Origin of the sequence: Moritella sp. 5 (genome assembly GCF_018219455.1) — a bacterium.
Classification (GTDB): Bacteria; Pseudomonadota; Gammaproteobacteria; order Enterobacterales; family Moritellaceae; genus Moritella.
This window is the reverse complement of sequence record NZ_CP056122.1, coordinates 4,141,538-4,166,735: the sequence shown is the minus strand read 5'-3', so window position 1 is coordinate 4,166,735 and position 25,198 is coordinate 4,141,538. Positions and strand designations below refer to the sequence as shown.

Sequence of the window (25,198 nt, the reverse complement as noted above, 5' to 3'; positions counted from 1 at the left end):
AGCCATAAAAGTGAAGTTATCGGTATATGTGTGAATTATTAGGTATGAGCGCAAATGTGCCTACCGACATTTGTTTTAGTTTTTCTGGGCTGATGCAGCGTGGTGGTAAGACTGGACCACATTCTGATGGTTGGGGGATTACTTTTTATGAAGGCAAGGGTTGCCGTACTTTTCGTGACCCGAAACCAAGTTGCGAGTCAAAAGTCGCACAATTAGTCAAAGATTACCCGATTAAAAGCCAAGCGGTTATTTCGCATATTCGTCAAGCTAATCGTGGTGGTGTGGCATTAGAAAATACCCATCCTTTTACCCGTGAATTTTGGGGTAAAAACTGGACGTATGCACATAATGGCCAGCTCACTGATTATCAAGGTTTAGCGACTGGGTTTTATACACCAATTGGTGAGACTGATAGTGAACTTGCGTTCTGTTGGATTTTACAAGAAGTAAGTAAACAGTTTCCTATTAAGCCTAATGATATGAAACCCGTGTTTCGTTTTATTGCGAGCTTATGTGATCAGTTAAGAGCATTGGGTGTATTTAATCTGTTACTAACCGATGGCGATTTCGTATTTGCCTACTGTACTAATAACTTACATCATATTATTCGCGAAGCGCCGTTTGGTCATGCGCAGTTAATTGATGAAAACATTGAAATTAACTTTGCGAATGAAACCTCAGATTCTGATGTTGTCGCGATTATAGCGACGCAACCGCTGACGGATAATGAAGTTTGGCACAAAATGCAGCCGGGGGAGTATTGTGTATTCTGTCGTGGCCATATCATGCTGACTAATTTTTAGCGTATTCATTTCATTCATATGTCATGGAAGTCCCATAAAAAAAGCCTTTATGCAGTAATGCGATAAAGGCTTTTTATTATCTAGGATTAATGAATTAACTTAGTCAGCAGCGTAGCCGCTTTGTGCTAATTCTTTACCATCAAGTACGGCTTTATCGTCGATCATTGCTAAACGTTCAGCGCAGAACCACTGTATAACCATAGGGTAAATCATATGTTCTTGAGTATGTACTCGTGAGCTTAAATCATCTACGCTATCGTCAGCAAATACAGGTACTTTTGCTTGCAAGATAACGGGACCTGAGTCTAATTCTGGCGTTACAAAGTGCACTGAAGCACCGTGTTCTTCATCGCCATTATCAATTGCACGTTGATGTGTATCTAAACCAGGATATTTAGGCAGTAGAGATGGATGTATATTAAGCATCTTGCCAGCATAATGCTGTACAAAGTTATCACTCAGAATTCGCATATAGCCTGCTAACACAATCAGATCTGGTTGATATTGATCTATTTGTGTCATGAGTTCGGCATCAAATGCAGTGCGGTCAGAAAAATCACCTTGAGCCAGTGATATCGCGTCCACACCAGCAAGTTGTGCTCGTTCTAAGCCATAAGCAGTACTTTTGTTACTAAAAACAGCGGTTACTTTACCGTTAATAGAACCTTGTTCGCACTGATCTAGAATGGTTTGTAAATTACTTCCATTACCAGAAACTAATACTACGATAGATGCTTGTTTAGACATTATTTTATCTCTACTTGTTCTTCATTTTCTGCAGCGTCTGCAATTTCACCGATTAGCCACGCATTTTCGCCGTGTTCAGTGAAAATTTCCAGTGCTTTTTCAACTTGTGCTTCTGGTAGCGCAATAACCATACCAACACCACAGTTAAACGTACGGTACATTTCTGTACGTTCAACGTTACCTTTTTCTTGTAACCAGTTGAAAATTTCAGGCCACTGCCAGCTATTCTCATCGATGATGGCTTTTGTTAATGCTGGTAGTACACGTGGGATATTTTCCCAGAAACCACCACCAGTGATGTGTGATAAAGCATGAACTTCACATTCTTTCAACACAGCTAGCACAGACTTAACATAGATGTTAGTTGGTGTTAGAAGCGTATCACCTAGCGTTGAATCACCAAATGCTTGACTTGGATCTTCTTTTGAAACTTCAAGGATCTTACGAACTAAAGAATAGCCGTTTGAGTGAGGGCCACTCGATCCTAAAGCGATAAGTTTATCACCCGCAGCAACTTTAGTACCGTCGATGATATTTTCTTTGTCAACAATACCGACACAGAAGCCAGCAATGTCAAAATCTTTACCGTCGTACATACCCGGCATTTCAGCTGTTTCACCACCGGTCAACGCACAACCTGATAGTAGACAACCTTCACCAATACCGGTAACAACTGCTGTAGCTACATCTACATCTAGTTTACCTGTTGCGTAGTAATCTAAGAAGAATAGTGGCTCAGCACCTTGTACAATAAGGTCATTCACACACATAGCAACTAGATCGATACCAACAGTATCATATTTAGCTAAATCGATAGCGAGGCGTAGTTTCGTTCCTACACCGTCTGTTCCTGCGACCAACACTGGTTCTTTATAACCAGTAGGCAATTGGCAAAGTGCGCCGAAGCCACCTAGACCACCCATAACTTCAGGTCGTTTAGTCTTTTTTGCTACACCTTTAATGCGTTCTACTAATGCATTACCTGCGTCTATATCAACGCCTGCATCTTTATAACTTAGAGAAGTATTTTGGTTGCTCACTGGATCCCTCACAAACTAATCGTATCAATTGGATTAAAAAATCGCCGCCATGTTAACAACTTTAATCACAGAATAGAAACAAAATTATGCCTTGTTCGACCTTCAAATTGATTTTATTCTTAACTCTGGATTTTCCTTGGAATAAGCTATCATTATAGTGCCATTATTGGTAATATTGCGTCTTTTTGTATTGTACTTACTTTGATTTTATTAGGAGATTCCATGAAAGTTGTTGAGGTTAAGCACCCGCTAGTACGTCATAAGTTGGGTTTAATGCGTGCGGCTGATATTAGCACCAAACGTTTTCGTGAACTAGCGACAGAAGTGGGTAGCTTACTGACTTATGAAGCAACGGCTGATTTAGAGTTAGAACAGAAGACCATTGAAGGTTGGAATGGCGATGTTACTGTTGATCAAATCAAAGGGAAAAAGGTAACTGTAGTGCCAGTATTACGTGCTGGTCTAGGTATGATGGATGGCGTACTTGAGCATATGCCTAGTGCACGTGTGAGCGTTGTAGGTATTTACCGTGATGAAGAAACATTAGAAGCAGTACCTTACTTCGAAAAAATAGTACATAGTATTGATGAACGTTTAGCGATTGTTGTTGACCCTATGCTAGCAACAGGTGGTTCTATGATCGCCACTTTAGATTTGTTAAAAGCAAAAGGTTGTAAGCGTATTAAAGTACTTATCCTTGTTGCTGCACCTGAAGGTCTAAAGGCGCTAGAAGAAGCGCACCCAGACATCGAGCTTTACACTGCGTCTGTAGATGAGCGTTTAGACGAAAAAGGTTACATCGTTCCTGGTCTTGGTGACGCAGGCGATAAGATTTTTGGTACTAAATAAGACCAATGATAAGCCGCTTAATTATATTGTTTAATTGAGCTATACAGACATTCGCGAATTATGTTGATGTCTGTATCTTTCTACTCAACTTGAGTTCCCACTAAATATCCGCCCCAGATAAATAATATATTCAATAGATATATTTTTTCAATATCGATATCAAAATATCGGTCACTTTCAGTTTCTTTACCATCCATACAACTAATTCCTTCATTTTAAAGACAACGCCTTGATACTTTAGTATGGTCAATGTTTCTCTATAAGACTAATTAGCCCGAAGCCATGGAATATGTTTGGACATAGTGGCTGGTTTGGTTATTATTTGAGGTAAATTAATAGCGTTGGCTATGGTATTATTCAAATAATCAATTTGAGTCATCACGTTACTCTTAAAAAGGATCGTATGAAGCGTTTATTTCCTGTTTTATTATCATTGTTATCTCTTTTACCTTTGACTGCGCATGCGGTTGAGGTGGAGCATCTTTATTCGGCATCTGTTATGGCTGTGAATGATCAATCTAACCGTACGTTACAAAAAGTTGCTTTTTCAGAAGTATTGGTCAAGGTTTCTGGTAATGCGGCAATTGCGACTAATCCTGTGATCAAAAAAGCATTAATCAATGCGCGTGAATATTTAGTGAAACAAGCTGAAGAGCGTGTTGATGGCGAGCGTTATTTACAAGCAAGCTTTAATGAGCAAAAAATAAACCGCCTATTACGCAGTAGTGAATTTGGTGTATGGAGTCAGAATCGCCCTCAGCAAGTAATATGGCTAGTGGTTGATGAAGACTTTAGTCGCAGCGTAAAAGGTGAAAGTGACAGTGATTATGCTGACTTTATTAATGCGATTAAAGCACAAGCAAATAAACGAGCGATCCCGGTATTATTTCCTGTCATGGATCTTGATGATCAACTGCAAGTAAGCAGTAGTGATTTATGGGGACAGTTTACAGATCCGGTTGAACTCGCTTCTGCACGTTATGGTGCTGACAATTACATAATTGCGAAGATTATTAAGCAAGATGATGATTACCAACTAAATTGGAGTATGTATGGTCGTAACAATAGTAACCAACCGTATGAGATTTGGCTAAATGGACAAGGTCAAGGTGAGCTTGCTGCCATCGGTACAAAACTAACTGATAGTCTTGCTGATCATCTAGGTGAACGTTATAGCGTGAAAGCATCGGGCAAAGATGAAGTGGTGTTCTTAAATGTAGGTGCTGTTACTGACATTACTGATTATGCTAAATTGATTACAATGTTTTCTGAATTATCCGCCGTTGCACAAGTTGATCTTGGTACCGTAACAGGATCGAATGTGCAATTAAAATTAGTATTATTGGGTACGCAGCAAGATCTATTGACCGAATTATCGTTAGATCAACGGATCCAAAGTACTGAAAATGCCTTTGGTGACATGAATTTTCAATGGAATGTGATAAATTAAGCAAATTTACATCGTGTTTTTTTACTAGTCGTTTTCTATCGGGCATTGAGGTGCTACAATGGCCTCACTAATCTTATGATTGTATGAAAGGGTGATATTGAACACTCCAGCACAACTTTCTTTATCTGTACAATTACCCGATGGTGAAACTTTCGCGAGTTTTTACCCCGGTGCTAATGTCCAACTACTGACAGCATTAAAAAATGCTGCTGTCGGCGACGGTGATCCATTTCTTTATTTATTTGGTAGCCGAAGTTCCGGTACCTCTCATTTACTTCACGCAACCTGTACCGAGTGTACGGACGCTGATCGTTCTGCCGCTTATTTACCGATGGCAATGTCTGCCATGATGTCACCATCCGTATTAGATGGTATGGAACATCTTGATATTGTTTGTATCGATAATATTGAATTGATCGCAGGTAACCGTGAATGGGAAGTCGCATTATTCAATTTTTATAATCGTTGGCGTGATAGTCATGATCAAGATAATCCAGGTTCACTCATTGTCACTGGTAATAGCGCGGCAAGGCATTTAGGTATTCAATTACCGGATCTGCTTTCTCGACTAGACTGGGGCGTTAGCTACCAACTGCAGTTATTGGATGATGACGGTAAGCTCGCTGCGTTACAGCTACGTGCTGAATTTAGAGGACTGAAGCTACCGGTGGATGTTGGCCGTTTCTTATTAAATCGTTCATCTCGAGATATGGAAACCCTTATTTCGATATTAGATCGATTAGATAATGCGTCAATTAGTGCCCAACGTCGTTTAACCATCCCTTTTGTGAAAGAAACCCTCTCTTTATAATTAACAAAGCCAAAACTACTTACAAAATATTGAAAAGTAAAAAGTAAAAAGGAAATAGGTTCGATGACACTATTTCCTTTTTTGTTATTTAAGTGAGACTGTTAGCTTACACAAAGTTAATCTTTGTTTTTCGCTTTGTATGCTTCTTCTCGTTCTTTTTCTTCAGCCATCACTACTTTTAGCTTATCAAGACCTAGGCCTAACTCTTTGCCCTGCATACGGGCATAAATACCGTTACCAAATAACATGCAGTTGGCTAAGGCAAACTCCAGGATCGCAAGATAACGCTCATCTGGATCGGTATACATGATGGTTAATGAATGCATGTAATAGATCATGACAACAAAGTTACTCCAAGCTGCCGTGTAAGGCTTTCCTTTGATCAACCCGTAGAAGGGGAATAATAATGGCAAGATCCAAATAAAGGCTTTGGCTAATGGATTTGACTCGTGTGATGCTTGGCGCTCTAGCCATTTCTGTTTTTCAGCTTCAACTTGCGGTAATAATTCTGGATTAACTTCTGCCATTGCTGTTAATTCAGCTAATGCTTGTGATTGGGTATGGTCTTGTAGTTTTTCTGGCGTTAGCCATAACTGCCATACGAACATGAGTATGATCAGGCCAAAGAAGCCAAAAAGTCCCAGAAACCGGTACTGAGTAATACGCTTTTGTATTTCTTGTGTTGTTTGCATTATTTGCTCGTAGTTAGAGAATGGCTAAAACATTTTCAGGTGGACGGCCAATCGTAGCTTTGCCGTTTGCTAGTACAATTGGCCGTTCGATTAATTTCGGTGTTGCGATCATTGCGGCAATGAGTTCGTCATTAGACAAGCTTTCATCATCTAAACCAAGTGCTTTATATTCAGCTTCTTTAATACGCATTAATTGACGAGGCGTTAATGCGAGTAAGGTTAATATTTTTTGCAGCTGTGCTGCTGATGGTGGCGTTTCGAGGTATTTTACGATGCTTGGCGTGACACCTTGTTCTTCTAATAAAGCAAGAGTTTGGCGGCTTTTAGAGCAACGCGGATTATGATAAATAGTGACAATAGTCATGCTTGGCCTATTCCTTAAACAAGTCTTAAAAAAATGGGGATCCTTAAAGTCCCCATTTTGCCTTGTTTCCTGTCCCTTGGCTAGTTTTGCAATGCCTGCATTTCTTGCTTTTCTAACTCAATTTTTTCCATATGCGCATCAATTCGAGCAATATCTGCTGAGCTTGTTGCAAGTGTTCGCGCTGATTGCAGTTCATTAAGGGCTTTTGGATAGTTAGCTTTAAGTTGCGCCAGATTTGCACGTTGGACATACATCTTTATCTTATCATCCGTTTGTCGAAGTAAATCAATATAAATGCTTAAGGCAATCATATCTGTTTCATTATCACGTAAGTAATTTCGAATGAGCTTTTTAGCTTCGCCATACTGTTTATCTTGTTGCAAGGCTACGGTTAAATTGATGGTGGTAACCGGGTTATTACGATATCTGTTATTGGCTTTTTTTAATCTCACAATAGCTTCGGCATTATGTTTTAAGGCTAAATCAATATCGGTAAGAGTATCGAGGTAAAACAGGTTGTTTGGCTGCGTTTTAGCTAATTCGACAACGATTTTTTTGGCTTCTACATTTTTATCTAATTGTAGTAACGCCAATGCTTGACCATAGAGTGCCGCATCTTTTAGCTTGAAACTTTTAGTTTTAAGTTGATGTTGAAAAAATTGCAGTGCTTCTTTTGGTTTTAAGGTGCCATAGCGGACCTGAATACGGGCTTTGGCTAATTGATAGTCGAGACTTGGTGGATAATAACGATTTGGATATAGTGCTGCTCTATCACGTGCTTCGGCAATTCGGGTGGTTGGTAATGGGTGAGTGATCAGCATTTGTGGTGGTTTTGAGCTAAAACGGTATTGCGCAGATAATTTACCGAAGAAAGTCGACATTGCTGCAGGATCATAACCAGCATTCGCCAGTACTTGAATACCAATACGATCGGCTTCAAATTCATTGGCGCGGGTATAGTTAATGGTAGACTGAACATTAATAGCTACAGTGGTTTGTAACATCGCAATACCTGCAACCGGATTCGCAATACCCAATAATACTGCGCCAACTAACCCCGCAACAGTCAGTTGGCTATTACCTGCTTGCGCCTCTAAACTACGCGCAAGGTGGCGCTGAGTGATATGCGAGATCTCATGGGCGATGACGGATGCAAATTCTGATTCACTTTCGGCGTATAAAAATAAGCCTGTGTGCACTTTTACATAGCCACCAAGAAATGCCGCCGCATTAATTTCATCATCTTTAATGAGGAAAAAATTAAATGGAAAACGAACGGAATCGGTTTGGTTAATGAGTTTTGCGCCCAGTTCGGCAATGTATTCTTGTAAAACAGGGTCGCTAACCATAGGGAAAGAACCACGTGCTATTTTAATGAAGGCTGCGCCATACTGACGTTCTTGCTCGATCGATAAGGCCGTCACACCGGCTGTGCCAATTTCGGGCAGTTTGTTAGTTGCTTGTACTGTGCTTACTAGACCCAACGTACCGACAAATAATGCTGTACTGGTCAAGCGTAATATTTTTTTTAGATACAAATGGGTGACCTATGCGGTAATAACTAAGTAAATTTAGTTAACATAGTAGAGCATAATATTAACCGATAACAGTGACAAATTGTTAGACGACCTATATTCGTTATAGTTCCGTGGGATGTTTAGCCAATTTTTGTTGATGGAAGATAAGATATTTACGCTTTTGTGGAAAAAATGGTGTTAATCCTGCTAAAATCGGTAAGTATTTATTTCAAATTTAAAATGAGAGTGAATTAAGATGGGCAGAGCGTTCCAAAACCGTAAATTATCGATGGCTAAAACAGCTGGCATGAAAACTAAGATCTACTCTAAATATGGTAAAGAGATCTATGTATCTGCAAAAACTGGTGGTGGCGACCCTGATAGCAACTTAAGTCTTCGCCGCATCATTGAAAAAGCGAAAAAAGATCAAGTTCCAACTCACGTAATCGAACGTGCTATTGAAAAAGCATCTGGCGCTGGCGGCGAAGATTATGAGCGCGCAAGTTATGAAGGTTTTGGACCGGGTAACTGCATGGTTATTGTTGAGTGTCTAACTGACAACGGTAAGCGTACTTTCACTGAAGTTCGTCAAGCATTCGTTAAGAATGGTGCGAAATTAGGTGCGCAAGGTTCTGTATCACACATGTTTGATCATCAAGCTGTATTTGAATTCAAATTTGATGACGAAGATGCGGTATTAGAAACATTAATGGAAGCGGAAGTAGATGTAGCTGATGTTGAGAACGAAGACGGTACGATCACTGTTTATGTTCCACACACTGAATTCTACAAAACGAAAGTAGCATTATCAGAAGCGTTTTCTGGTATTGAATTTGATGCAGAAGACATTACATTCTTACCACAAGTTGAAATTGAAGTGACGGGTGATGACGTTGAAATGTTTGAACGTTTCCTTGCTGCCTTAAACGACAGTGATGATGTACAAGATGTATATCACAATGCGATCATTGACTAATTATTAATATAGTTAATGAAATGCGGTTTTTTATACACATATAAACGCCGCATATAAAAAAGGCCGGTTACCGCTTCTTTATTAGAATGGGTAATCGGCCTTTTTTGATCTGGTTAACTGTCAACGTATTCTAAGACGAGACAAATTAAGCAAATTACATTTTTTTACAGTATGCAGAAATGATCACCATTGCAGTACCGTTAGCACGGCCTTGAATGTGTAATGGATTATCTGTTAAACCAATATTACGCACAGCTGTACCACGTTTGATCACTAAGCTTGAGCCTTTAACAGGCAAATCTTTGATGATGTTTACGTTGTCGCCAGCTTTTAAAATAGTACCGTTTACGTCACGCGCTGGTGAGTCTGTCATTGCCGCAATTAACACGCCTTTTTCAGCCCATGCTTTTACGTCTTCTTCTAGGTACATCATATCAAGTAGGTCACGTGACCAGTCTGCATCTAGGCGGTTTAACATGCGGTATGCAAGTACTTGTACTGCTGGTACTTGGCTCCACATACTGTCGTTTAGGCAACGCCAGTGATTTTCATCAAGAGTATCTGAGTTGTTGATTTGCTCAAGGCAAGTACCACAAAGCATTACTGCACAGTCAGAGCTTTTTTCTGGTGATTCAGGTAGCTCATAAGCGGATAGGTTAGATTCTGATGTGCACATTTCACATTTAGAACCACTGCGTTGTAATAGCGTTGTTTCGATAGTCATTGAATTAATCCTCTAAATTTTGTAGGGCTATTATGCCACAGCGGAAGTATTTTGGGTATCTCACAATAGGTTCAATCTGATGTTATCGGTTAACTTGGTCAATGTGTTTGGTTAAATTCACAATCAACACCTTGGCGAGTTGAATTAATCGACTTAATCTGGCTACACTGGTTTTTTATCAAGTCGGAGTTCACATGGAAGCAAGCGTATTATTTGATGAGTTAGCGACGAGTGATGGTCATATTATCGGTGTTATTACCCTAAATAAAGCACGTCAATTACATGCCCTGAGTGCTGATATGTTTCCATTATTACGTCTACAGTTACTTGCTTGGCAAAGTGATAATCGGGTTGTCAGTGTATTACTTACCAGTACTGGCGAGAAAGCATTTTGCGCAGGTGGAGATGTTAAATCATTACAACAAGCGTTAGTTGTAACAGAAGGCCATGAGGCTAAGCAGCAGGTTGTTAGTGGCTATTTTACTGCCGAGTATCAAGTCGATTATTTATTGCATAACTTTGGTAAGCCGCTGATTGTTTGGGGTGATGGCATAATTATGGGCGGTGGATTAGGACTGTTTATGGGGGCTAGTCACCGTGTGGTTACTGAGACTGCACGTATTGCCATGCCGGAGATTACTATCGGTTTATTCCCAGATGTTGGCGCGACTTGGTTCTTAAATCGTTTACCACACCCAGGTGTCGGACTATTTTTAGGGTTAACAGGAGCCAGTATTAATGCCAAAGATGCGCAATATCTAGGGTTAAGCGAGTATTTAATTCCTGCAATAAAATACGCGGATGTGATGAATGCATTAACCAGGCTTGATTGGCAAACTGATACTGCCTTACATAACCAACAAGTTGATCAGCTATTAGCTCAACAGTATGCGGATACTAATTTCATCAATGGTAATTTAATTAATCATCAAGCTTTGTTTACTCAGTTGAGTGTTTATACAGAACTCACTGACGTGATGGCATGTATTCAAGCGCACGAAAGTTGTGATCCGTGGTTACAAACCAGCGTTAAAAAATTGCTATTAGGCAGCCCAATATCAGCGCATATCTTGTACCGGCAGGTAAACCAATATACTGAGCTATCGTTAGCGGCATGTTTTCAGCTGGAATTAGACTTAGCCATGAATGTCTGTCTAAATGCTGATCTTGTTGAAGGTGTAAGGGCTTTGTTAGTTGATAAAGACAACAAGCCTAATTGGTTATTTAAACAGATTGAAGATGTACCTGTTGATTTTGTTGATGCTTTATTTGTATCTCCTTGGCGCGGTTTATATCATCCCTTAAGTAAGCTGTAATTTGTATTTTAATTCTTTAATTATGGCTCTATGCGTCTTTACGTGGCGCTAACTGTCCCACAAATTAATGCAAGACTACCAGTTTAGTCGCTAATTCAGTTCAATATTCCACTTCTCGCTCGTCGATATCACTAGCATGGCTAGATTCGACGGAGCAAAACCTATTGTTCCACACTTAACCAATAGATACGCAAGACATTTGTTTAATAAAAACGTGTTGTTATTAAAATTAATGAAAAGGGTTAAATTTACGTAAATTTTACCCATAAAGTGACCTTGATACTTTTTAAGGTCACTGGAATAAGATCCAAATTTAAAAATTTGAAAAGTTAAAAAGTTAAATTTGTTTTTTTTTAATTTAATAGTAACCTAATCAACTTACTCATTAGGTGGTACCTCTTTGTGGGTTGGTGGAAACTATTGAAAATATAAAATCCAAATTGGAGATTGAATAAAGATAGTTTAAAGGGTTATACCGAAATTAATTTCTTAATTGTCTAAATATATTTAATTTTGCTAGACGGAGTTAGCAGTAATGACTAAAAAAACATTTTTTAATAATATTTCTTTTCTTTCAGTTCCAGTTATATTAGCTCTTAGTTCGGGAGGCGTTCAGGCTAGCTTAGGTAACTTAGGCTCGACATTTGGCTTAACGCCCGTAGATATAGCTTCGACACAATCCTTCTCTTTATTTAACTCACAGTCATCAGCCGCATATTACAACCCCGCAGCACTATCTGCTACAGATCAAGGTGAACTGTATCTGGGTTATTTATCAGCAACTCCGAGCGTAACTGCAGGCGATCAAAAATTTGATGACGTAACACAACCGATACTCGTGGGGATGAATGTTAATGTAACCAACCTTTTTAATTTTTCTTACCCCATTTATTTTGGTTTGATTGCTGGTATCGAAAATACCGGGTCAGAAATGATGGCGTTTAGTTCGGCAACATCAGAGACCGGTCAGTTGCTTAATTATGGTGAGAAGCCATTATTTTTAGCTGCATCGGGTTCTATTCAAATAATTCCAGGTTTAACCATTGGTGGGGGGGCTCAAGTATCATTACATGCAGATGCAGCCATGAGTTTGGAAAGTGAGTTAGACGGTACTTCGCCTGCTAATGAAAATGTTGCAGTATCAGCAAAGCCTGTGATGACTCCTGTTGGTGGGGTAATGCTAGATTTCGGTCGTATGGCCTGTGGTAGTGATAAAAGTTGTGCTGGTAACGGAATCACACTCGCAGCTGCTTACCGAGGTGAAAGCTATGGCCAGACAAATATTAAAGCACTAGCAACTATCACGCAAACTGTGTCCGAGTTACCAATTAACTTACTTACGTATGATGCATACCAGCCAGATACTATTTCTGCAGGTATACGTGTTAAAGCGGGAATGGTAAGTGTAGTACTCAGTGGTGAGCAACAAAAATGGTCAAGTTTGAATGACTTGATGTTAGGCGATGCAGTGAAAGACCAGGCGAGTGTTGGTTTTAAAAATATCAATATTCCACGCGCAGGTATCGAACTGAACTTTAACGATACATTTAAATTAATGGCGGGTGCAAGCTATGAAAAATCGCCATTAGATGCAGATAAATCAACGTTAGATGTTAATTATTTAAGCGCCGATAAAAAAGTGTTTGGTGCTGGTTTTTCTTATTTTCATAAAGGTACAGGTTTAACGGCTTACCCTTGGCAGATTGACCTTGCATATCAGTACCAAAAACTCAAACGTACCGATCATATAATTAAGCATCAAGACCGCGAAAATGATAAACCGGTTAAATTGGACGGCTCAGTGTCAACAATTGCACTTTCATTTTCGACTAAATTTTAAGGGGGCACTATGAAAAAAATAAACGCTTGTTTCAATTATTTTTTTAAATTCGCTCTTCTTGTTTTTTATTTCGTACTTTCAGGTTGTAGTGATGGTAATGATTTAGTTTTAACACCTAGTGCATTAGCTGAACGTCGTGCGAACAGTCTGTTTAATGCTCATGAGTTTTACTCATACCCATCTAACGGTCAGAGAGATGTCGCGGTTAATACCTCTGTACTATTATCCTTTTCGCATCCGTTAGATAGTCTTTCGGTACAAAATTTTAGCTTGATAGACAGTGACGGAAATGTGATTGAAGTGACATCGGTCGAAGTGACTGAGAGTAGTTTTGCAACAGATCCTGACAATCCAAAAGCGAATGGTTTGGCATTAAAACCAAAACGCGCGCTTAAAGCGGGTGAGCAGTATACCGTTACTTATAAAATAGGATTGATTAATGAAGCAGAGGGTAATCAAAAATTAACCGTAGAAAGAACGATGCAAAACCCGCTGATATTCACAACTCGCCTAGCAAAAAACGCCGCTGAGTTTGCATTGGATACTAACGGGTTTTATCCCACGAATGACTTACCGTTTACGACGTTCACGTCATTACGTCTACGCATGACCAACGAAATTGATGTCAAAACCTTGGTATTAGGTGAGACATTTAAATTTCAAAAAATAGGTACGACAGAGCAAATCGAAGGTGATTTGATTGCCAAAGGTCGTTATCTAACATTTGATCCCGAAATCGATCTGGATGTTGGTGCTACCTATCAACTTATCGTCAGTAACGGCGTTAAGGACAGCCTAGGTAATAGTTTTGTAGGCCTAGAAAAAAATTTTACGGTATTAGATCCAGGTAAACGCTCATTTAAAACAATGAATGTTACCCTAAATACGAATGAGCAAGCTTCTCCTTATTCTGGAGAACTCACCAATGGGGTAACGATTCAATCAATACTGATTGGTAATAATGATACAACTTATATTAATTCTGACTTGGTGACTGAATTCGCGAGCTTGCTTAATTTTGGTCGTTCAACACCCCTTGTTATCCGCAAAGGTTCTATTTTAAATAGTTCGAATCTGAGCGTTAAAGTAGGGGGGGAATTTTCAGCAGGTTACGATACCGGCAATATTCGCATGACTACTATTTCTGATGCGACGGGTTATTTAATTAATAATACCAGTTCAGATCATAAATACGCACCAAAGCAATTACACCTGTTTATGGATGTCGCAATGACTGCTGATGGCTATACTGAAAACGGTAAGATAAATGGTAGAGCGAATGGTGGTTTCAGCCAGAATATTATGCATCTTGAATTTATAGGGACGGTTAGAACTGAAGGGCCAAGGATGATCATTGATGCTATCAGTGAAATTGACTTGAAAATTTTAGGTGTTGATGATGCACATGCGCAACTATCATTTCATATGGAGTCATATACTAAAGCAGAAGCAGAAGCACTACCACTTACTGCCGACAGTCTCTTACCTGTATTCCATTCTGCTTACCCTAACTGGAACACTGCGCACTTTAGCTTAGGTGACAATATAATCATTACCTATAACAAACCGCTAGATGTCGCATCATTACAGAATCTTATTCTTAAAGATGAAAATGGTATGGCTGTGGAAACATATATTTCGCAGGACGGTGCTTCCATTATTATTGCCCCTATAGATAATTTAATCTCATCAACGGCTTATACAGTCTCTGGTGAAATTAAAGATCTTGCGGGTAATAGTACCCATGTAATGCAAAGTTTTACGACTCCAAATAAAGAGCAAGGTACTGTGTTTGAAGAGCATGGTAGTCCTGTAGCTCCTCGCTATACTGCCCCTACCGTTGAAGGTATGGTGCCGGGCTATTCTTGCGCCTTTGAAGATACTGACTTAGGGCTGGATATTGCGGGTCGTTGTGCTGGTGGTCTAAAGGTGGAGGTAGAGGATAAATCTGGTAAAAAGAGAGGACCTGACCAAAAGCTAAATATATTTAGTTTACAAGAGGACCGCGATATTTTTGTCGTGTTCAGTCAGCAGATGGATAAAGCCAGTATACGTTTAGGTGAAACGTGTGATACGGGGTCGTTCCGTGTCGAAATTGTTGAACCTAACGGTTCAGGTAACTGTATCGGAACGGTTCCTGGTGTGCTCAATTATGAGAATAAAATCTTAACCTTTTCTCCTGATGATAACTGGCAAGATCAAGGTTTAAACGTATATCGTTATTCTTTAATTTCTGCGGAAGGTGAAACTAAAGGTGGCGTTGATTGCTCTACAGGTGAGGTACTATGTAGCGCACAAGGTTACCCTTTACAAACAACCTTGCTTAAGTCTGATAGTCATGAGAGCCGTGGTGGCCCTGATATGTTGGTGCCATTTCGTGCAGCACCCGCTGACAACTTAGTGTTTAATCCATTGATGATGCCAACAACCGATACCAACCGTGATTATCGTTGGGACCCTGTGAAAGAAGAGGTGCAGAATGGTAATTTTGCCCTGTTATCTATATTAGAAGCAAAGGACCTTTTGAAGCGAGGTGTGGTTGGTTGTGAGTTAGATAAAATATGTAGTGACGATTATGCTAAAACGTATATGAGTGGTTTTATGCCGACGGAAGTCGGGGAGTATGATGCTGAAAATAACCGCATACCGGTTAAGGTCCATAGTGCGCAACTGATATCTTCAAGCGTAGACGTTACGGTAGAAACTGATATTTTTTCTATGGTGATGACTGTTCCAACCGGAACAATGATTATGCGCACTAAGTACCCAGTGATAAATGGTAAAACAGAAGTGCCCACGGGCTATATTATTTGGAATGAAGAAGAGAACAGGCTTAATTTTAAAATTGATTTAGATATATATATGGATAATCCATTCATGAAGATAACTTTTGGTACTCATAATCTTCATAGTTATCCTGTTACTCTTAATTTACAAGGGCCTCTGACATTTTTAGAGGATGGTCGTATGAATATTGAATTAAAGAACTTAAATCAAATTGAGCTCGATGTTGAAATGTATATATTGGGGAATATAGGCAAAATGAAACTCGCTATTGAACCTGGCCGTATGGTGTTACAGCAGGTTTCACTACCAATGAAATAACGCTTAGCTATGTTCATGGCTCCACCTAAACTGTTACGGGACTATAGGTGGAGCTTTGATAGTTGAGGTTGTGATATTTAGGTCTACTTTGTATTTAAATTTAAGGCTAATTGGCACTCCAGACTTGTTGACCTGTACGACTAAAGTTATAACCACCGAGTTGATCTCCTTTAGCTTGGATTTTCATATCAGATAGCGACTGTAGCAATTGTTGCTGCAAGGTGCGGAAATAGATATTTTTTGGGATCACGAGTTCAAAAGCTTCGGTACTCAGCGGAATAAACCCTAAACCAAATTCGCCTGCAGTGCTTTGACTCGCGCAGCCCACATCCGCTTCTCCACGGGCAATGCAAGACGCTAGCTCTCGTTCACTGTGACAAGTTTCCGCTGCGGTAAGCATATCGACAGTGTAAGCATGATTATGCAACCATTCACCTAAGGCGCGCATACTACCAGCTCCTTCTTGACGTAGTGCCCAGCGCCAGCGTGAAGTCAGTAATTCTTGTAAGTTTAAAGAGCGTGAGTTTACTAAATCGGCTAATTCTTTATTAACCACTAAGCCTTGTTGACGCTCGAAGGCGTGGATCAGTACCCAGTTTTTATGCCCTGGATATTGCTGTAATAATGCTGGATGACGCAAGCTTGCTTCTTCTGCATGTCCCCAGTGTATCGCACAAATATCCACATGGCCTTTACTGAGCATGGCTAAACCTTGGCGAGTGCCTGTTGAGGTATAACCAACCAGTGCGGTACTGCCAAGCTTTTGTGCCATCTTCCCCACGACCAGTTGCAAGAGTGGATCATCAGAACCTGCGATGAGTAAGCGGTCATTTAGTACGCCGTTATGACAAGACTCCAGTAGCCATTTATCCAACATTGCTTTGGGAAATAACCATTTACCCGTTACTTTCGTTGCAGGCAAATGGCCATCGTTAGCCAGTGTGTAGACCTTTTTTTCATTCAGGTCTAAATACTCAGCGACTTGCTTTACATTCATAAAAGCAGGGAAGTGTTCGCTCATGCACTCTTACCGATTAGTGTTGATGATTGTTCTTGTGCAAGCGCTTCTGCGTCAGGGCCTTTGACATCTAAAATTAGGTTTGCCATACCGTTATATACTTGAAAACGATTACCTTTGGCGCGAGCAACCATGGTAATACCCAGTTTTTTTGCTAAGTCGTAACCCATTTGTGTAGCACCGGATCGAGATAATAATACCGGGATCCCCATTTGCGCTACTTTAATCACCATCTCAGACGTGAGGCGGCCTGTAGTATAAAAGATCTTATCTTCACCTGTTTGACCTTTTAACCACATCTCCCCAGCCAAGGTATCAACTGCATTGTGACGGCCTACATCTTCGACAAACGATAAAATAGTGGTGTCTTTACACACTGCACAGCCATGCACTGCACCGGCCGCTTTATAAGTTGCGTTGTGGTGAGTTAATGCTTCTAACAAACCATAGAGTTTTGATTGACGTAATCTAGGTTGTGGAAGTGTGATACCTTCTAGTTTTTTCATTACATTGCCAAACATGGTGCCTTGACCACAGCCTGAAGTAACGGTTTTTTTCGATAACTGATCTTCTAAACCATCAGTATTTTCACGGGTGATCACGGCTGCAGAATTTGTATCCCAATCAATAATTACTGATTCAATCGCGGCAATGTCTTCAATGAAACCTTGGTTTTTTAAATATCCAAGCACGAGGTCGGCAGGGCGGGCTCCGAGCGTCATCACTGTTACGATTTCTACCCAGTTTAAGTAAATCGTTAACGGATGTTCACACGCGATCTCTTTAGTCATGGTATCGCCATATTCATCCATGATGTCGACGGTCATAGTGTGCTCAACTGAAGAGTTGGTTTTAATTATTTTTGGTAATTGCGGCATCGAAAGTCCTGCTGGTTTATATATCTATCAAGAGGTAAGCAAAGTTCATTCCAACTTATCCCCTGCATCTTGAAGTAACTTGGGTATCACCATTTTATTTGTCACTTATCTTGAACTTGGTCTAAATTTTGCTGAGTAGGGTGCGTTATATAAGAAATTATAAAAATACTAAATAATTATAAAAATAGAATAAAGGAGCATGTGTGCAACAAATTGATGAACATAAGCGCTTAGAAAAAGACGAATCAAGTTGGCCAATCAGGTTTCGTCTTTGCTCTGAAGAAAAGCAAATTGGACGCTGGACGACGCTGTCTTGGTCTATTGATAATGTCGAATTATATGATCACAACCACACGCAAGACGATGCCAGCACTGGCACCTGTTATGAGCGTGTATTAACGTTATACCGCGATGAACGAACTGATTATCGTTTTAACCTCAGTTCACAAGACCCGCATTTGTTTATTGTTTGTGAAGAAAATAATGAGCAGCTATCGCCGTTACTTATCACTGTTGCGCAAAGTGTCGCAAGCAGTTACATGGATGGCGACTACCAAGTGTTACATATTCAAATGCCCTTACCAGTTCAGGCTTGGATGGAAGCATTCATTGGGCGTCATGGCGAACTGATTGAATTTAAAAAGAAACGTTATAAAGATAAAAAAGGACGTTCAAGTGGCAACTAACTTTTTTCAACGTTGGTCTAGCCGCTCTCTGACGGCTAAAGACAAAGCTTCAACAACGTTATCGGAAACGAATGAAGCGGTTGAAGAATTAACTGAATCTAAGCAATTTCTTGAGCCAGTTTATGATGCTAACGCAGAAATTAATCAAGCCGTTACGCTAGATAAAGTGACGAATGACGTTGTCGATGATGCGGTAGATAAGCAGAGCGATATTGCAGACAAGAGCAGTGATGACGTATTAACAATTGCAGATGTAGATAGTGTGACATTTGACAGCGGCGTCGTTTCATTTATAAAGCAGGGGGTTGATAAATCAGTAAAAAAAGCGGCGCTCGCTAAATTATTTCATTCAGATGAATTCAACTATATCAGTGATATGGACGATCATACTGAAGACTTTTCTAATATCCCTAAACTCGACGATAGTATCGCAAAGCAGTTACGTGGTTGGGTTAAGACAGTATTAGAAGAACCTGAGCAAGAAACGGAGTTGATGTCGGAAACGGATCGAGTACAGGAAGAAGATCGAGTAGAAGACGCCAGTATTGAACGAACAGAAGAAGCAGAAATGTCAGCTGTTGAAGATGAAACAGTTGAACCCGTCACGGAAGATTTCAAATTATCGCAAGGCTGCGATGAGCCACATCACAAAATTATTCAGCAAGGTGAGACATAAAGGGACTAATAACCCTTATTTTAATCGGGACAATTTGATACAGGCGTGATCATTTGTAGCGACAAAATGTCTCAGTTGGAAGTGCATCAACTGTCTTTATCTGACTTTAGTTCTTTATAGGTCATTTTTTTCCGTTAAAAGTTGGTTCGGTTATTGCTCTATTAGCTACAGCATAAAGTACGGTAAAAACCGTACGGCAGAAAGAGCTTCGGGCACTAAACTCGTAGTTTAATCGGCACCAATTTTTGCGGTGACGAGTATACAGGAATAGCAATGTTAAAAAGTATTCTAGAAACATTTACAGATAGCAATGGTCAAGCACGCTTAAGTGCAATCGCTGGTACGGTTGAATTATCGAATTTGATCCCGCCAACGGTCTCTTACGAGAGCCGAGGGAATCTATTGATCATTGGTCCGCACGATACTATTACTGCGCTGGCCCCGCAATTTTCAACACTTAATTCAGTGACACTCCTTGCGACTTCGCAGGCAGCTGAAAACACTGCGAAAACAAGTAATGACATTAAGGTATTTTTTAGTAATGACGTGACAATAAAGGGTTACTTAGGCGCGTTCGAAGTGAATTGCCGCGTAGCTGGTACGTTACTTGATACCTATATCAATCTAGCGGAAGTAACTATCGGTGGTGATAGCTTTGATTTAGTGGTTGATATGAGTGCCGAGAGCATTATCAACACCGAGATCCCTGCACCTGGTTATTACCCTGTCGGCAGTGGTAAAGCGGCGATTGCAGATGTGATTGAAACCTTACCTGACATGCTTGGTACGTTTGATAAGCCTAAGTATTTCCGTCTAAATAATGACATTTGTGCACATTCATCCCGTGGTGTGAGCGGCTGTACACGTTGTGTTGATGCGTGTCCTGCAGGTGCGTTATCAAGTAATGGCCATGCGATCGAGATTAATCCGTTCTTATGTCAGGGGGTTGGTACTTGTGCAACGGCTTGTCCGACAGAAGCGATCACGTATGCATTACCAGATCCAGAGAAAACCCAGAACTTCATTTATCGTTTGTTAAACAGTTATCAAATGGCGGGAGGTGTAAAGCCGACGATCTTATTCTTTGGTAACCGTGATGAAGAAAACGTTGCAGCGCAATTACCGTCATTACCATCGAATGTGATCCCGATTGCACTGGAAGAGTTAGCAACTGTGGGTGTAGATACATGGTTTAGCGCGCTGATTTATGGTGCGCATCAAGTACTGTTAGCAACGAATATTGCTTACATGCCAGCGACAATTGATCGCGTTTTAAAAGATGAGTTAGCCATTGCGAATAACTTCTTAACTGAACTTGGTTTTGAAGCAGATCGCATTTGCTTGTTTGAACTTAGCTCCGCGGCTGAATTTGTGGCGTTCCCTGCATCTTTGTTGCCTGTGGTAGATAACAAGATCGCAGTGATGGATAGCGGTGTATTAGCCGAGCAATTATCAGGGACTAAGCGTGACAAATTGTTTAGTGCATTAGATAGATTACATGCGCAAAGCACAGTTAGACCAACATTGTCTAGCGTACCTGAAAATGCACCTTACGGTAGTGTTGAATGTAAAACAGATGATTGCACGCTATGTATGGGGTGTGTGGCTGTATGCCCAACCCGTGCATTACATGCTGTTGGCGGACGCCCCGGTTTGCAGTTCAAAGAGCAAGATTGCGTGCAATGTGGCTTATGTGAAAAAGCTTGCCCAGAGCAAGTGATTAGTCTTAAACCGGGTGTTAACTGGGATGCTGAAAGCCGCCAAAACACCGTGATGATCCATGAAGAAGAGCCTGCTTGCTGTTTAAGTTGCGGTAAAGCATTTGCGCCAGCATCGATGATTCAAATGCTGACCGAGAAATTACAAGGTCATTCACAATTTCAGGGTGATGCTATTCGCCGTTTATCTATGTGTGAAGACTGTCGTGTACGCGATATTTTTTCTGACATGGCTGATGATCCAACAAGTCAGTTGCGAGTGTAAAACGAAATGATGGAAACACAAAACATGTCACAGCCAGTTGCTGAAGAAACAAGATTACGTATCGATATCTATAGTTTACTTGCTCATCTATTACGTAAGGCACCGGATGCTGACGTCATTGATTGGTTAGCGAATTTAGATGTGGATGCACCGAACGAACTCATTCAAACCACGGGAATGTCGGCAGCTTGGCCGTTATTAAAACTCGCGTCACAAAAGACCTTATTAACCGCGGTTGAAGATGAATACCAAGATTTGTTTATTGGTATTGGCCACGGTGAGATCGTGCCGTTTGGTTCTTGGTTCCTCACCGGTTCATTAATGGAAATGCCATTAGCGCATTTACGCCATGATTTGAAAAAGCTGGGTTTTCAACGCGATGAAGACGTGAAAGAACCGGAAGATCATATTGCTGCATTGCTCGAAGTCATGACGATGTTAGTCGCAGAAAGTAATCAAAAAGTACAAGCTGAATTTTTTAATCGCCATATAGATACCTGGTTTGAGCGTTTTTGCCAAGATTTAAAGGTGGCGAAAAACGCGGTGTTTTATAGCGCCGTCGCCGAGCTAGCTTTGCAATTTTTAAGTATTGAAAAAATACGTTTTATCGACGTAAAAAAATAATAACGATAGAGGATCAAACTGGATGAGTAAACAAAATAAGCCGGATGAAAACCGCCGCCAATTGTTAAGAAATATTGGTTTAGGTGTCGCTGCAGGTACGATTGCAACAGGTGTATCAACCTCTGTTAATGCATCTGTCGACACGCGAGAACAGAAAGATAAGCAAGGAAATACAAAGGGTTACCATGAAACCAAACACATTCGTGATTACTACGATTCTCTATAAGCGGAGCTCTAAATGAAATTAACTAAACGTTCCGATACGGTCAACAAGGACGAAAAACAACTGGGTATTTCGCGCCGTTCGTTTATGCGTAACTCTTCAATTGCTGCCGCAGGTGGTGCCGTCGGTGTTGGCATGTTCGCACCGGGCATGATGAAAAAAGCCGAAGCGAAATCTGTCGATCCAGAATCACCCGTTGAAATTAAACGTACGATTTGTTCTCACTGCTCTGTGGGCTGCGGTATTTATGCCGAAGTACAAGAAGGTGTATGGACTGGTCAAGAACCCGCATTTGATCATCCGTTTAATGCGGGTGGTCACTGTGCAAAAGGTGCTGCACTACGTGAACACGGTCATGGTGCGAAACGTCTTAAATATCCAATGAAACTGGTTAACGGTAAATGGATAAAAATGAGTTGGGAAACAGCTCTTGAAGAAGTCAGTCAGCAAGTACTTAAGATCCGTGAAGAATCCGGTCCTGATTCTGTTTACTGGTTAGGCTCTGCAAAGCATAACAATGAACAAGCGTATTTGTTCCGTAAAATGGTATCGATGTGGGGCACCAATAATGTCGATCACCAAGCTCGTATCTGTCACTCGACAACAGTAGCGGGTGTAGCAAATACTTGGGGTTATGGCGCGATGACTAACTCGCTAAATGACATGCATAATTGTAAATCAATTTTGTTTATCGGCTCAAACCCTGCTGAAGCGCATCCAGTCGCGATGCAGCATATCCTTATCGCCAAAGAAAAGAACAACTGTAAGATTGTTGTTGCAGATCCACGTCGTACCCGTACTGCTGCAAAAGCAGATCACTATGTGTCTTTACGTCCGGGTTCTGACGTTGCTTTCGTTTGGGGCGTGTTATATCACGTGTTCAAAAATGGTTGGGAAGATAAAGAATTCATTCACCAACGTGTTTACGGCATGGACGATGTACGTGCAGAAGTTGCAAAATGGACACCTGCTGAAGTAGAGCGTGTTTCTGGTGTATCAGAAGCGGATGTTTATGAAACGGCGAAACTGCTTTCTGAACACCGTCCTGGTTGTGTTGTTTGGTGCATGGGGGGGACGCAGCATACAACGGGTAACAATAATACGCGTGCATATTGCATCCTTGAACTTGCGCTTGGCAACATGGGTAAACCAGGCGGTGGTGCTAATATTTTCCGTGGTCACGATAACGTACAGGGTGCGACTGACTTTGGTGTATTAGCAGATAACTTACCAGGTTACTACGGTCTTTCTGAAGGTGCTTGGAAGCATTGGGCTGGCGTATGGGATGTTGATTATGAGTGGCTAAAAGGCCGCTTTGATCAAAATGCTTACCGTGGTAAAAAACCAATGAACCATGCCGGTATTCCGGTATCACGTTGGATTGATGGTGTATTAGAAAATAAAGACAATATCGAGCAAAACGATAATATTCGTGCCATGTTCTATTGGGGTCACGCGGTTAACTCACAAACCCGTGGACCAGAAATGCGCACAGCGATGGGCAAACTGGACATGATGGTTATTGTTGACCCGTATCCAGGTGTTGCAGCTGTAATGAACGGCCGTACTGACAATGTTTATTTGCTACCAGCGACGACGCAATTCGAAACAACGGGTTCTGTTACTGCAACAAACCGTTCAATTCAGTGGCGTGATCAGGTAATTGAACCACTATTCGAATCAAAACCTGATCATGAGATCATGTATTTGCTAATGAAAAAATTAGGTCTAGCGGATCAATTATTCAAAAATATTGAAGTGAAGAACAACCAACCTGTTATCGAAGATATTACTCGTGAATACAATAAAGGTATGTGGACGATTGGCTACACAGGCCAAAGTCCTGAACGTCTAAAAGATCATCAGAAAAACTGGCATACGTTCCACAAAACGACTCTCGAAGCTGAAGGTGGTGCTGCTCATGGTGAGACTTATGGTCTACCTTGGCCATGCTGGGGCACGCCAGAGATGAAACACCCAGGTACCCATATTCTTTATGATACATCGAAACCTGTTGCGCTCGGTGGTGGTAACTTCCGTGCACGTTTTGGTGTTGAACGTAATGGCGAAAGCTTATTAGCAGTCGACAGTTATTCAAAAGATTGTGAGCTAGAAAGTGGTTTCCCTGAGTTCAGTGACAAACTGCTTAAGCAACTTGGCTGGTGGGACGAACTGACGGCTGACGAGAAAGTGAAAGCAGCAGGTAAAAACTGGAAAACTGACGTATCAGGTGGTATTCAACGTGTGGCAATTAAACACGGTTGTATCCCTTACGGTAACGCGAAAGCCCGTGCAGTGGTATGGACCTTCCCAGATGCAGTACCGCTTCATCGTGAACCGCTATACACACCGCGTCGTGATCTTGTGACTGATTACCCAACGTGGAATGACAGTGAAGCGATGTTCCGTCTACCAACATTATACAAATCAATCCAAGATAAAGATGTATCAGGTGAATACCCGATTGTACTTACTTCTGGCCGTTTGGTTGAGTATGAAGGCGGTGGTGATGAAACCCGATCAAATCCATGGTTAGCAGAATTACAACAAGAAATGTTTGTTGAAGTTAATCCAAAAGATGCTAACGATTTAGGTTTCAGAGATGGCGAAATGGTGTGGGTCGAAGGTGCTGAAAAAGGCCGTATTCACGTTAAAGCAATGGTTACACGTCGTGTTAAACCAGGTCTTGCCTTTATTCCGTTCCACTTTGGTGGCTATTTCCAAGGTGAAGATTTACGTGGCAATTACCCTGAAGGTTCAACCCCATATGTATCGGGCGAATCTGCAAACATTGCGACAACCTATGGTTATGACCCTGTGACACAAATGCAGGAAACGAAAGTAACCCTCTGTAAAATTACGAAAGCGTAAGGAGT

General features: G+C 40.9%; 23 protein-coding genes. 14 read left to right on the top strand and 9 right to left on the bottom strand.

The annotated features are described in order from the left end of the window. Window positions 1-26 precede the first annotated feature (26 nt). Window positions 27-803, top strand: coding sequence for a class II glutamine amidotransferase (locus tag HWV01_RS18540; protein WP_211672940.1), 777 nt, complete (start codon window positions 27-29; stop codon window positions 801-803). A gap of 99 nt (window positions 804-902) precedes the next feature. Here HWV01_RS18540 and purN read toward each other — a convergent pair whose 3' ends face one another. Next, entirely contained in the window at window positions 903-1,550 is a 648-nt protein-coding gene (gene purN, locus HWV01_RS18535; protein WP_211672939.1) for a phosphoribosylglycinamide formyltransferase, read from the bottom strand. After that, window positions 1,550-2,590 carry a phosphoribosylformylglycinamidine cyclo-ligase gene (purM, locus tag HWV01_RS18530; RefSeq protein WP_045109138.1) on the bottom strand — a complete coding sequence of 347 codons (1,041 nt, stop codon included), beginning with the start codon at window positions 2,588-2,590 and terminating at the stop codon, window positions 1,550-1,552. Before purM ends, purN begins: the two co-directional genes overlap by 1 nt. Window positions 2,591-2,812: 222 nt before the next feature. Here purM and upp point away from each other — a divergent pair, with 222 nt between their 5' ends. After that, on the top strand, window positions 2,813-3,439 hold the full coding sequence (gene upp / locus HWV01_RS18525; protein WP_211672938.1) for a uracil phosphoribosyltransferase: 627 nt from the start codon (window positions 2,813-2,815) through the stop codon (window positions 3,437-3,439). Window positions 3,440-3,519: 80 nt separating this feature from the next. Here the strand turns inward: upp and HWV01_RS18520 are convergent, their stop codons facing one another. Next, the gene (locus HWV01_RS18520) at window positions 3,520-3,636 is read right to left on the bottom strand and encodes a uracil phosphoribosyltransferase (RefSeq protein ID WP_211672937.1); all 117 of its coding nucleotides are present in this window, start codon (window positions 3,634-3,636) and stop codon (window positions 3,520-3,522) included. A gap of 206 nt (window positions 3,637-3,842) precedes the next feature. On the opposite strand from HWV01_RS18520, the gene HWV01_RS18515 reads away from it, so the two are divergent. Together HWV01_RS18515 and hda are read left to right on the top strand one after the other, a co-directional pair. Next, window positions 3,843-4,889 carry a DUF2066 domain-containing protein gene (locus HWV01_RS18515; RefSeq protein WP_211672936.1) on the top strand — a complete coding sequence of 349 codons (1,047 nt, stop codon included), beginning with the start codon at window positions 3,843-3,845 and terminating at the stop codon, window positions 4,887-4,889. 97 nt (window positions 4,890-4,986) lie between these two features. Further along, a complete protein-coding gene (gene hda / locus HWV01_RS18510) occupies window positions 4,987-5,700 on the top strand; it encodes a DnaA inactivator Hda (RefSeq protein WP_211672935.1) in 714 nt (237 codons plus the stop codon). Between the two features lie 116 nt (window positions 5,701-5,816). On the opposite strand, the gene HWV01_RS18505 is transcribed toward hda, so the two are convergent. The 3 genes from HWV01_RS18505 to HWV01_RS18495 all read right to left on the bottom strand — a co-directional run bounded on the left by HWV01_RS18505 (window position 5,817) and on the right by HWV01_RS18495 (window position 8,294). After that, window positions 5,817-6,392 carry a DUF2069 domain-containing protein gene (locus HWV01_RS18505; protein WP_211672934.1) on the bottom strand — a complete coding sequence of 192 codons (576 nt, stop codon included), beginning with the start codon at window positions 6,390-6,392 and terminating at the stop codon, window positions 5,817-5,819. Between the two features lie 13 nt (window positions 6,393-6,405). Then, window positions 6,406-6,756: an arsenate reductase (glutaredoxin) gene (gene arsC / locus HWV01_RS18500; RefSeq protein ID WP_211672933.1), complete on the bottom strand. Its 351-nt coding sequence runs from the start codon at window positions 6,754-6,756 to the stop codon at window positions 6,406-6,408. Between the two features lie 80 nt (window positions 6,757-6,836). Next, complete coding sequence (locus HWV01_RS18495) at window positions 6,837-8,294, bottom strand: M48 family metalloprotease (protein ID WP_211672932.1); 1,458 nt, start codon at window positions 8,292-8,294, stop codon at window positions 6,837-6,839. 235 nt (window positions 8,295-8,529) lie between these two features. Between HWV01_RS18495 and HWV01_RS18490 the strand changes: the two genes are divergently transcribed. Further along, window positions 8,530-9,249, top strand: coding sequence for a YebC/PmpR family DNA-binding transcriptional regulator (locus tag HWV01_RS18490; RefSeq protein WP_211672931.1), 720 nt, complete (start codon window positions 8,530-8,532; stop codon window positions 9,247-9,249). Window positions 9,250-9,403: 154 nt separating this feature from the next. Here the strand turns inward: HWV01_RS18490 and HWV01_RS18485 are convergent, their stop codons facing one another. After that, a complete protein-coding gene (locus HWV01_RS18485; protein ID WP_211672930.1) occupies window positions 9,404-9,973 on the bottom strand; it encodes an alkylphosphonate utilization protein in 570 nt (189 codons plus the stop codon). A 194-nt stretch (window positions 9,974-10,167) separates the two neighbouring features. Between HWV01_RS18485 and HWV01_RS18480 the strand changes: the two genes are divergently transcribed. The 3 genes from HWV01_RS18480 (at window position 10,168) to HWV01_RS18470 (ending at window position 16,234) form a co-directional block, all read left to right on the top strand. Next, the gene (locus HWV01_RS18480) at window positions 10,168-11,289 is read left to right on the top strand and encodes an enoyl-CoA hydratase/isomerase family protein (protein WP_211672929.1); all 1,122 of its coding nucleotides are present in this window, start codon (window positions 10,168-10,170) and stop codon (window positions 11,287-11,289) included. A 535-nt stretch (window positions 11,290-11,824) separates the two neighbouring features. Beyond that, window positions 11,825-13,129, top strand: coding sequence for an OmpP1/FadL family transporter (locus tag HWV01_RS18475; RefSeq protein WP_211672928.1), 1,305 nt, complete (start codon window positions 11,825-11,827; stop codon window positions 13,127-13,129). Between the two features lie 9 nt (window positions 13,130-13,138). Next, window positions 13,139-16,234 (top strand): Ig-like domain-containing protein, encoded by a 3,096-nt coding sequence (locus HWV01_RS18470; RefSeq protein ID WP_211672927.1) that lies wholly within the window; start codon window positions 13,139-13,141, stop codon window positions 16,232-16,234. A gap of 106 nt (window positions 16,235-16,340) precedes the next feature. On the opposite strand, the gene HWV01_RS18465 is transcribed toward HWV01_RS18470, so the two are convergent. Further along, complete coding sequence (locus HWV01_RS18465; RefSeq protein ID WP_211672926.1) at window positions 16,341-17,255, bottom strand: helix-turn-helix transcriptional regulator; 915 nt, start codon at window positions 17,253-17,255, stop codon at window positions 16,341-16,343. Continuing rightward, window positions 17,252-18,130 (bottom strand): formate dehydrogenase accessory sulfurtransferase FdhD, encoded by an 879-nt coding sequence (locus HWV01_RS18460; RefSeq protein ID WP_211672925.1) that lies wholly within the window; start codon window positions 18,128-18,130, stop codon window positions 17,252-17,254. Before HWV01_RS18460 ends, HWV01_RS18465 begins: the two co-directional genes overlap by 4 nt. Before the next feature lie 203 nt (window positions 18,131-18,333). Between HWV01_RS18460 and HWV01_RS18455 the strand changes: the two genes are divergently transcribed. The 6 genes from HWV01_RS18455 to HWV01_RS18430 all read left to right on the top strand — a co-directional run bounded on the left by HWV01_RS18455 (window position 18,334) and on the right by HWV01_RS18430 (window position 25,193). Continuing rightward, window positions 18,334-18,816 carry a DUF3305 domain-containing protein gene (locus HWV01_RS18455; RefSeq protein ID WP_211672924.1) on the top strand — a complete coding sequence of 161 codons (483 nt, stop codon included), beginning with the start codon at window positions 18,334-18,336 and terminating at the stop codon, window positions 18,814-18,816. Beyond that, complete coding sequence (locus HWV01_RS18450; protein WP_211672923.1) at window positions 18,806-19,492, top strand: DUF3306 domain-containing protein; 687 nt, start codon at window positions 18,806-18,808, stop codon at window positions 19,490-19,492. The genes HWV01_RS18455 and HWV01_RS18450 overlap by 11 nt, the downstream gene beginning before the upstream one ends. Window positions 19,493-19,765: 273 nt before the next feature. After that, window positions 19,766-21,475: a 4Fe-4S dicluster domain-containing protein gene (locus tag HWV01_RS18445; protein ID WP_211672922.1), complete on the top strand. Its 1,710-nt coding sequence runs from the start codon at window positions 19,766-19,768 to the stop codon at window positions 21,473-21,475. A gap of 24 nt (window positions 21,476-21,499) precedes the next feature. After that, on the top strand, window positions 21,500-22,099 hold the full coding sequence (locus HWV01_RS18440) for a molecular chaperone (protein WP_249185375.1): 600 nt from the start codon (window positions 21,500-21,502) through the stop codon (window positions 22,097-22,099). Between the two features lie 22 nt (window positions 22,100-22,121). Next, window positions 22,122-22,325, top strand: a complete 204-nt coding sequence (locus HWV01_RS18435; RefSeq protein ID WP_211672921.1) for a formate dehydrogenase subunit or accessory protein — start codon at window positions 22,122-22,124, stop codon at window positions 22,323-22,325. Window positions 22,326-22,337: 12 nt separating this feature from the next. Further along, a complete protein-coding gene (locus tag HWV01_RS18430) occupies window positions 22,338-25,193 on the top strand; it encodes a formate dehydrogenase subunit alpha (protein ID WP_211672920.1) in 2,856 nt (951 codons plus the stop codon). The last annotated feature ends 5 nt before the right edge of the window (window positions 25,194-25,198 follow it).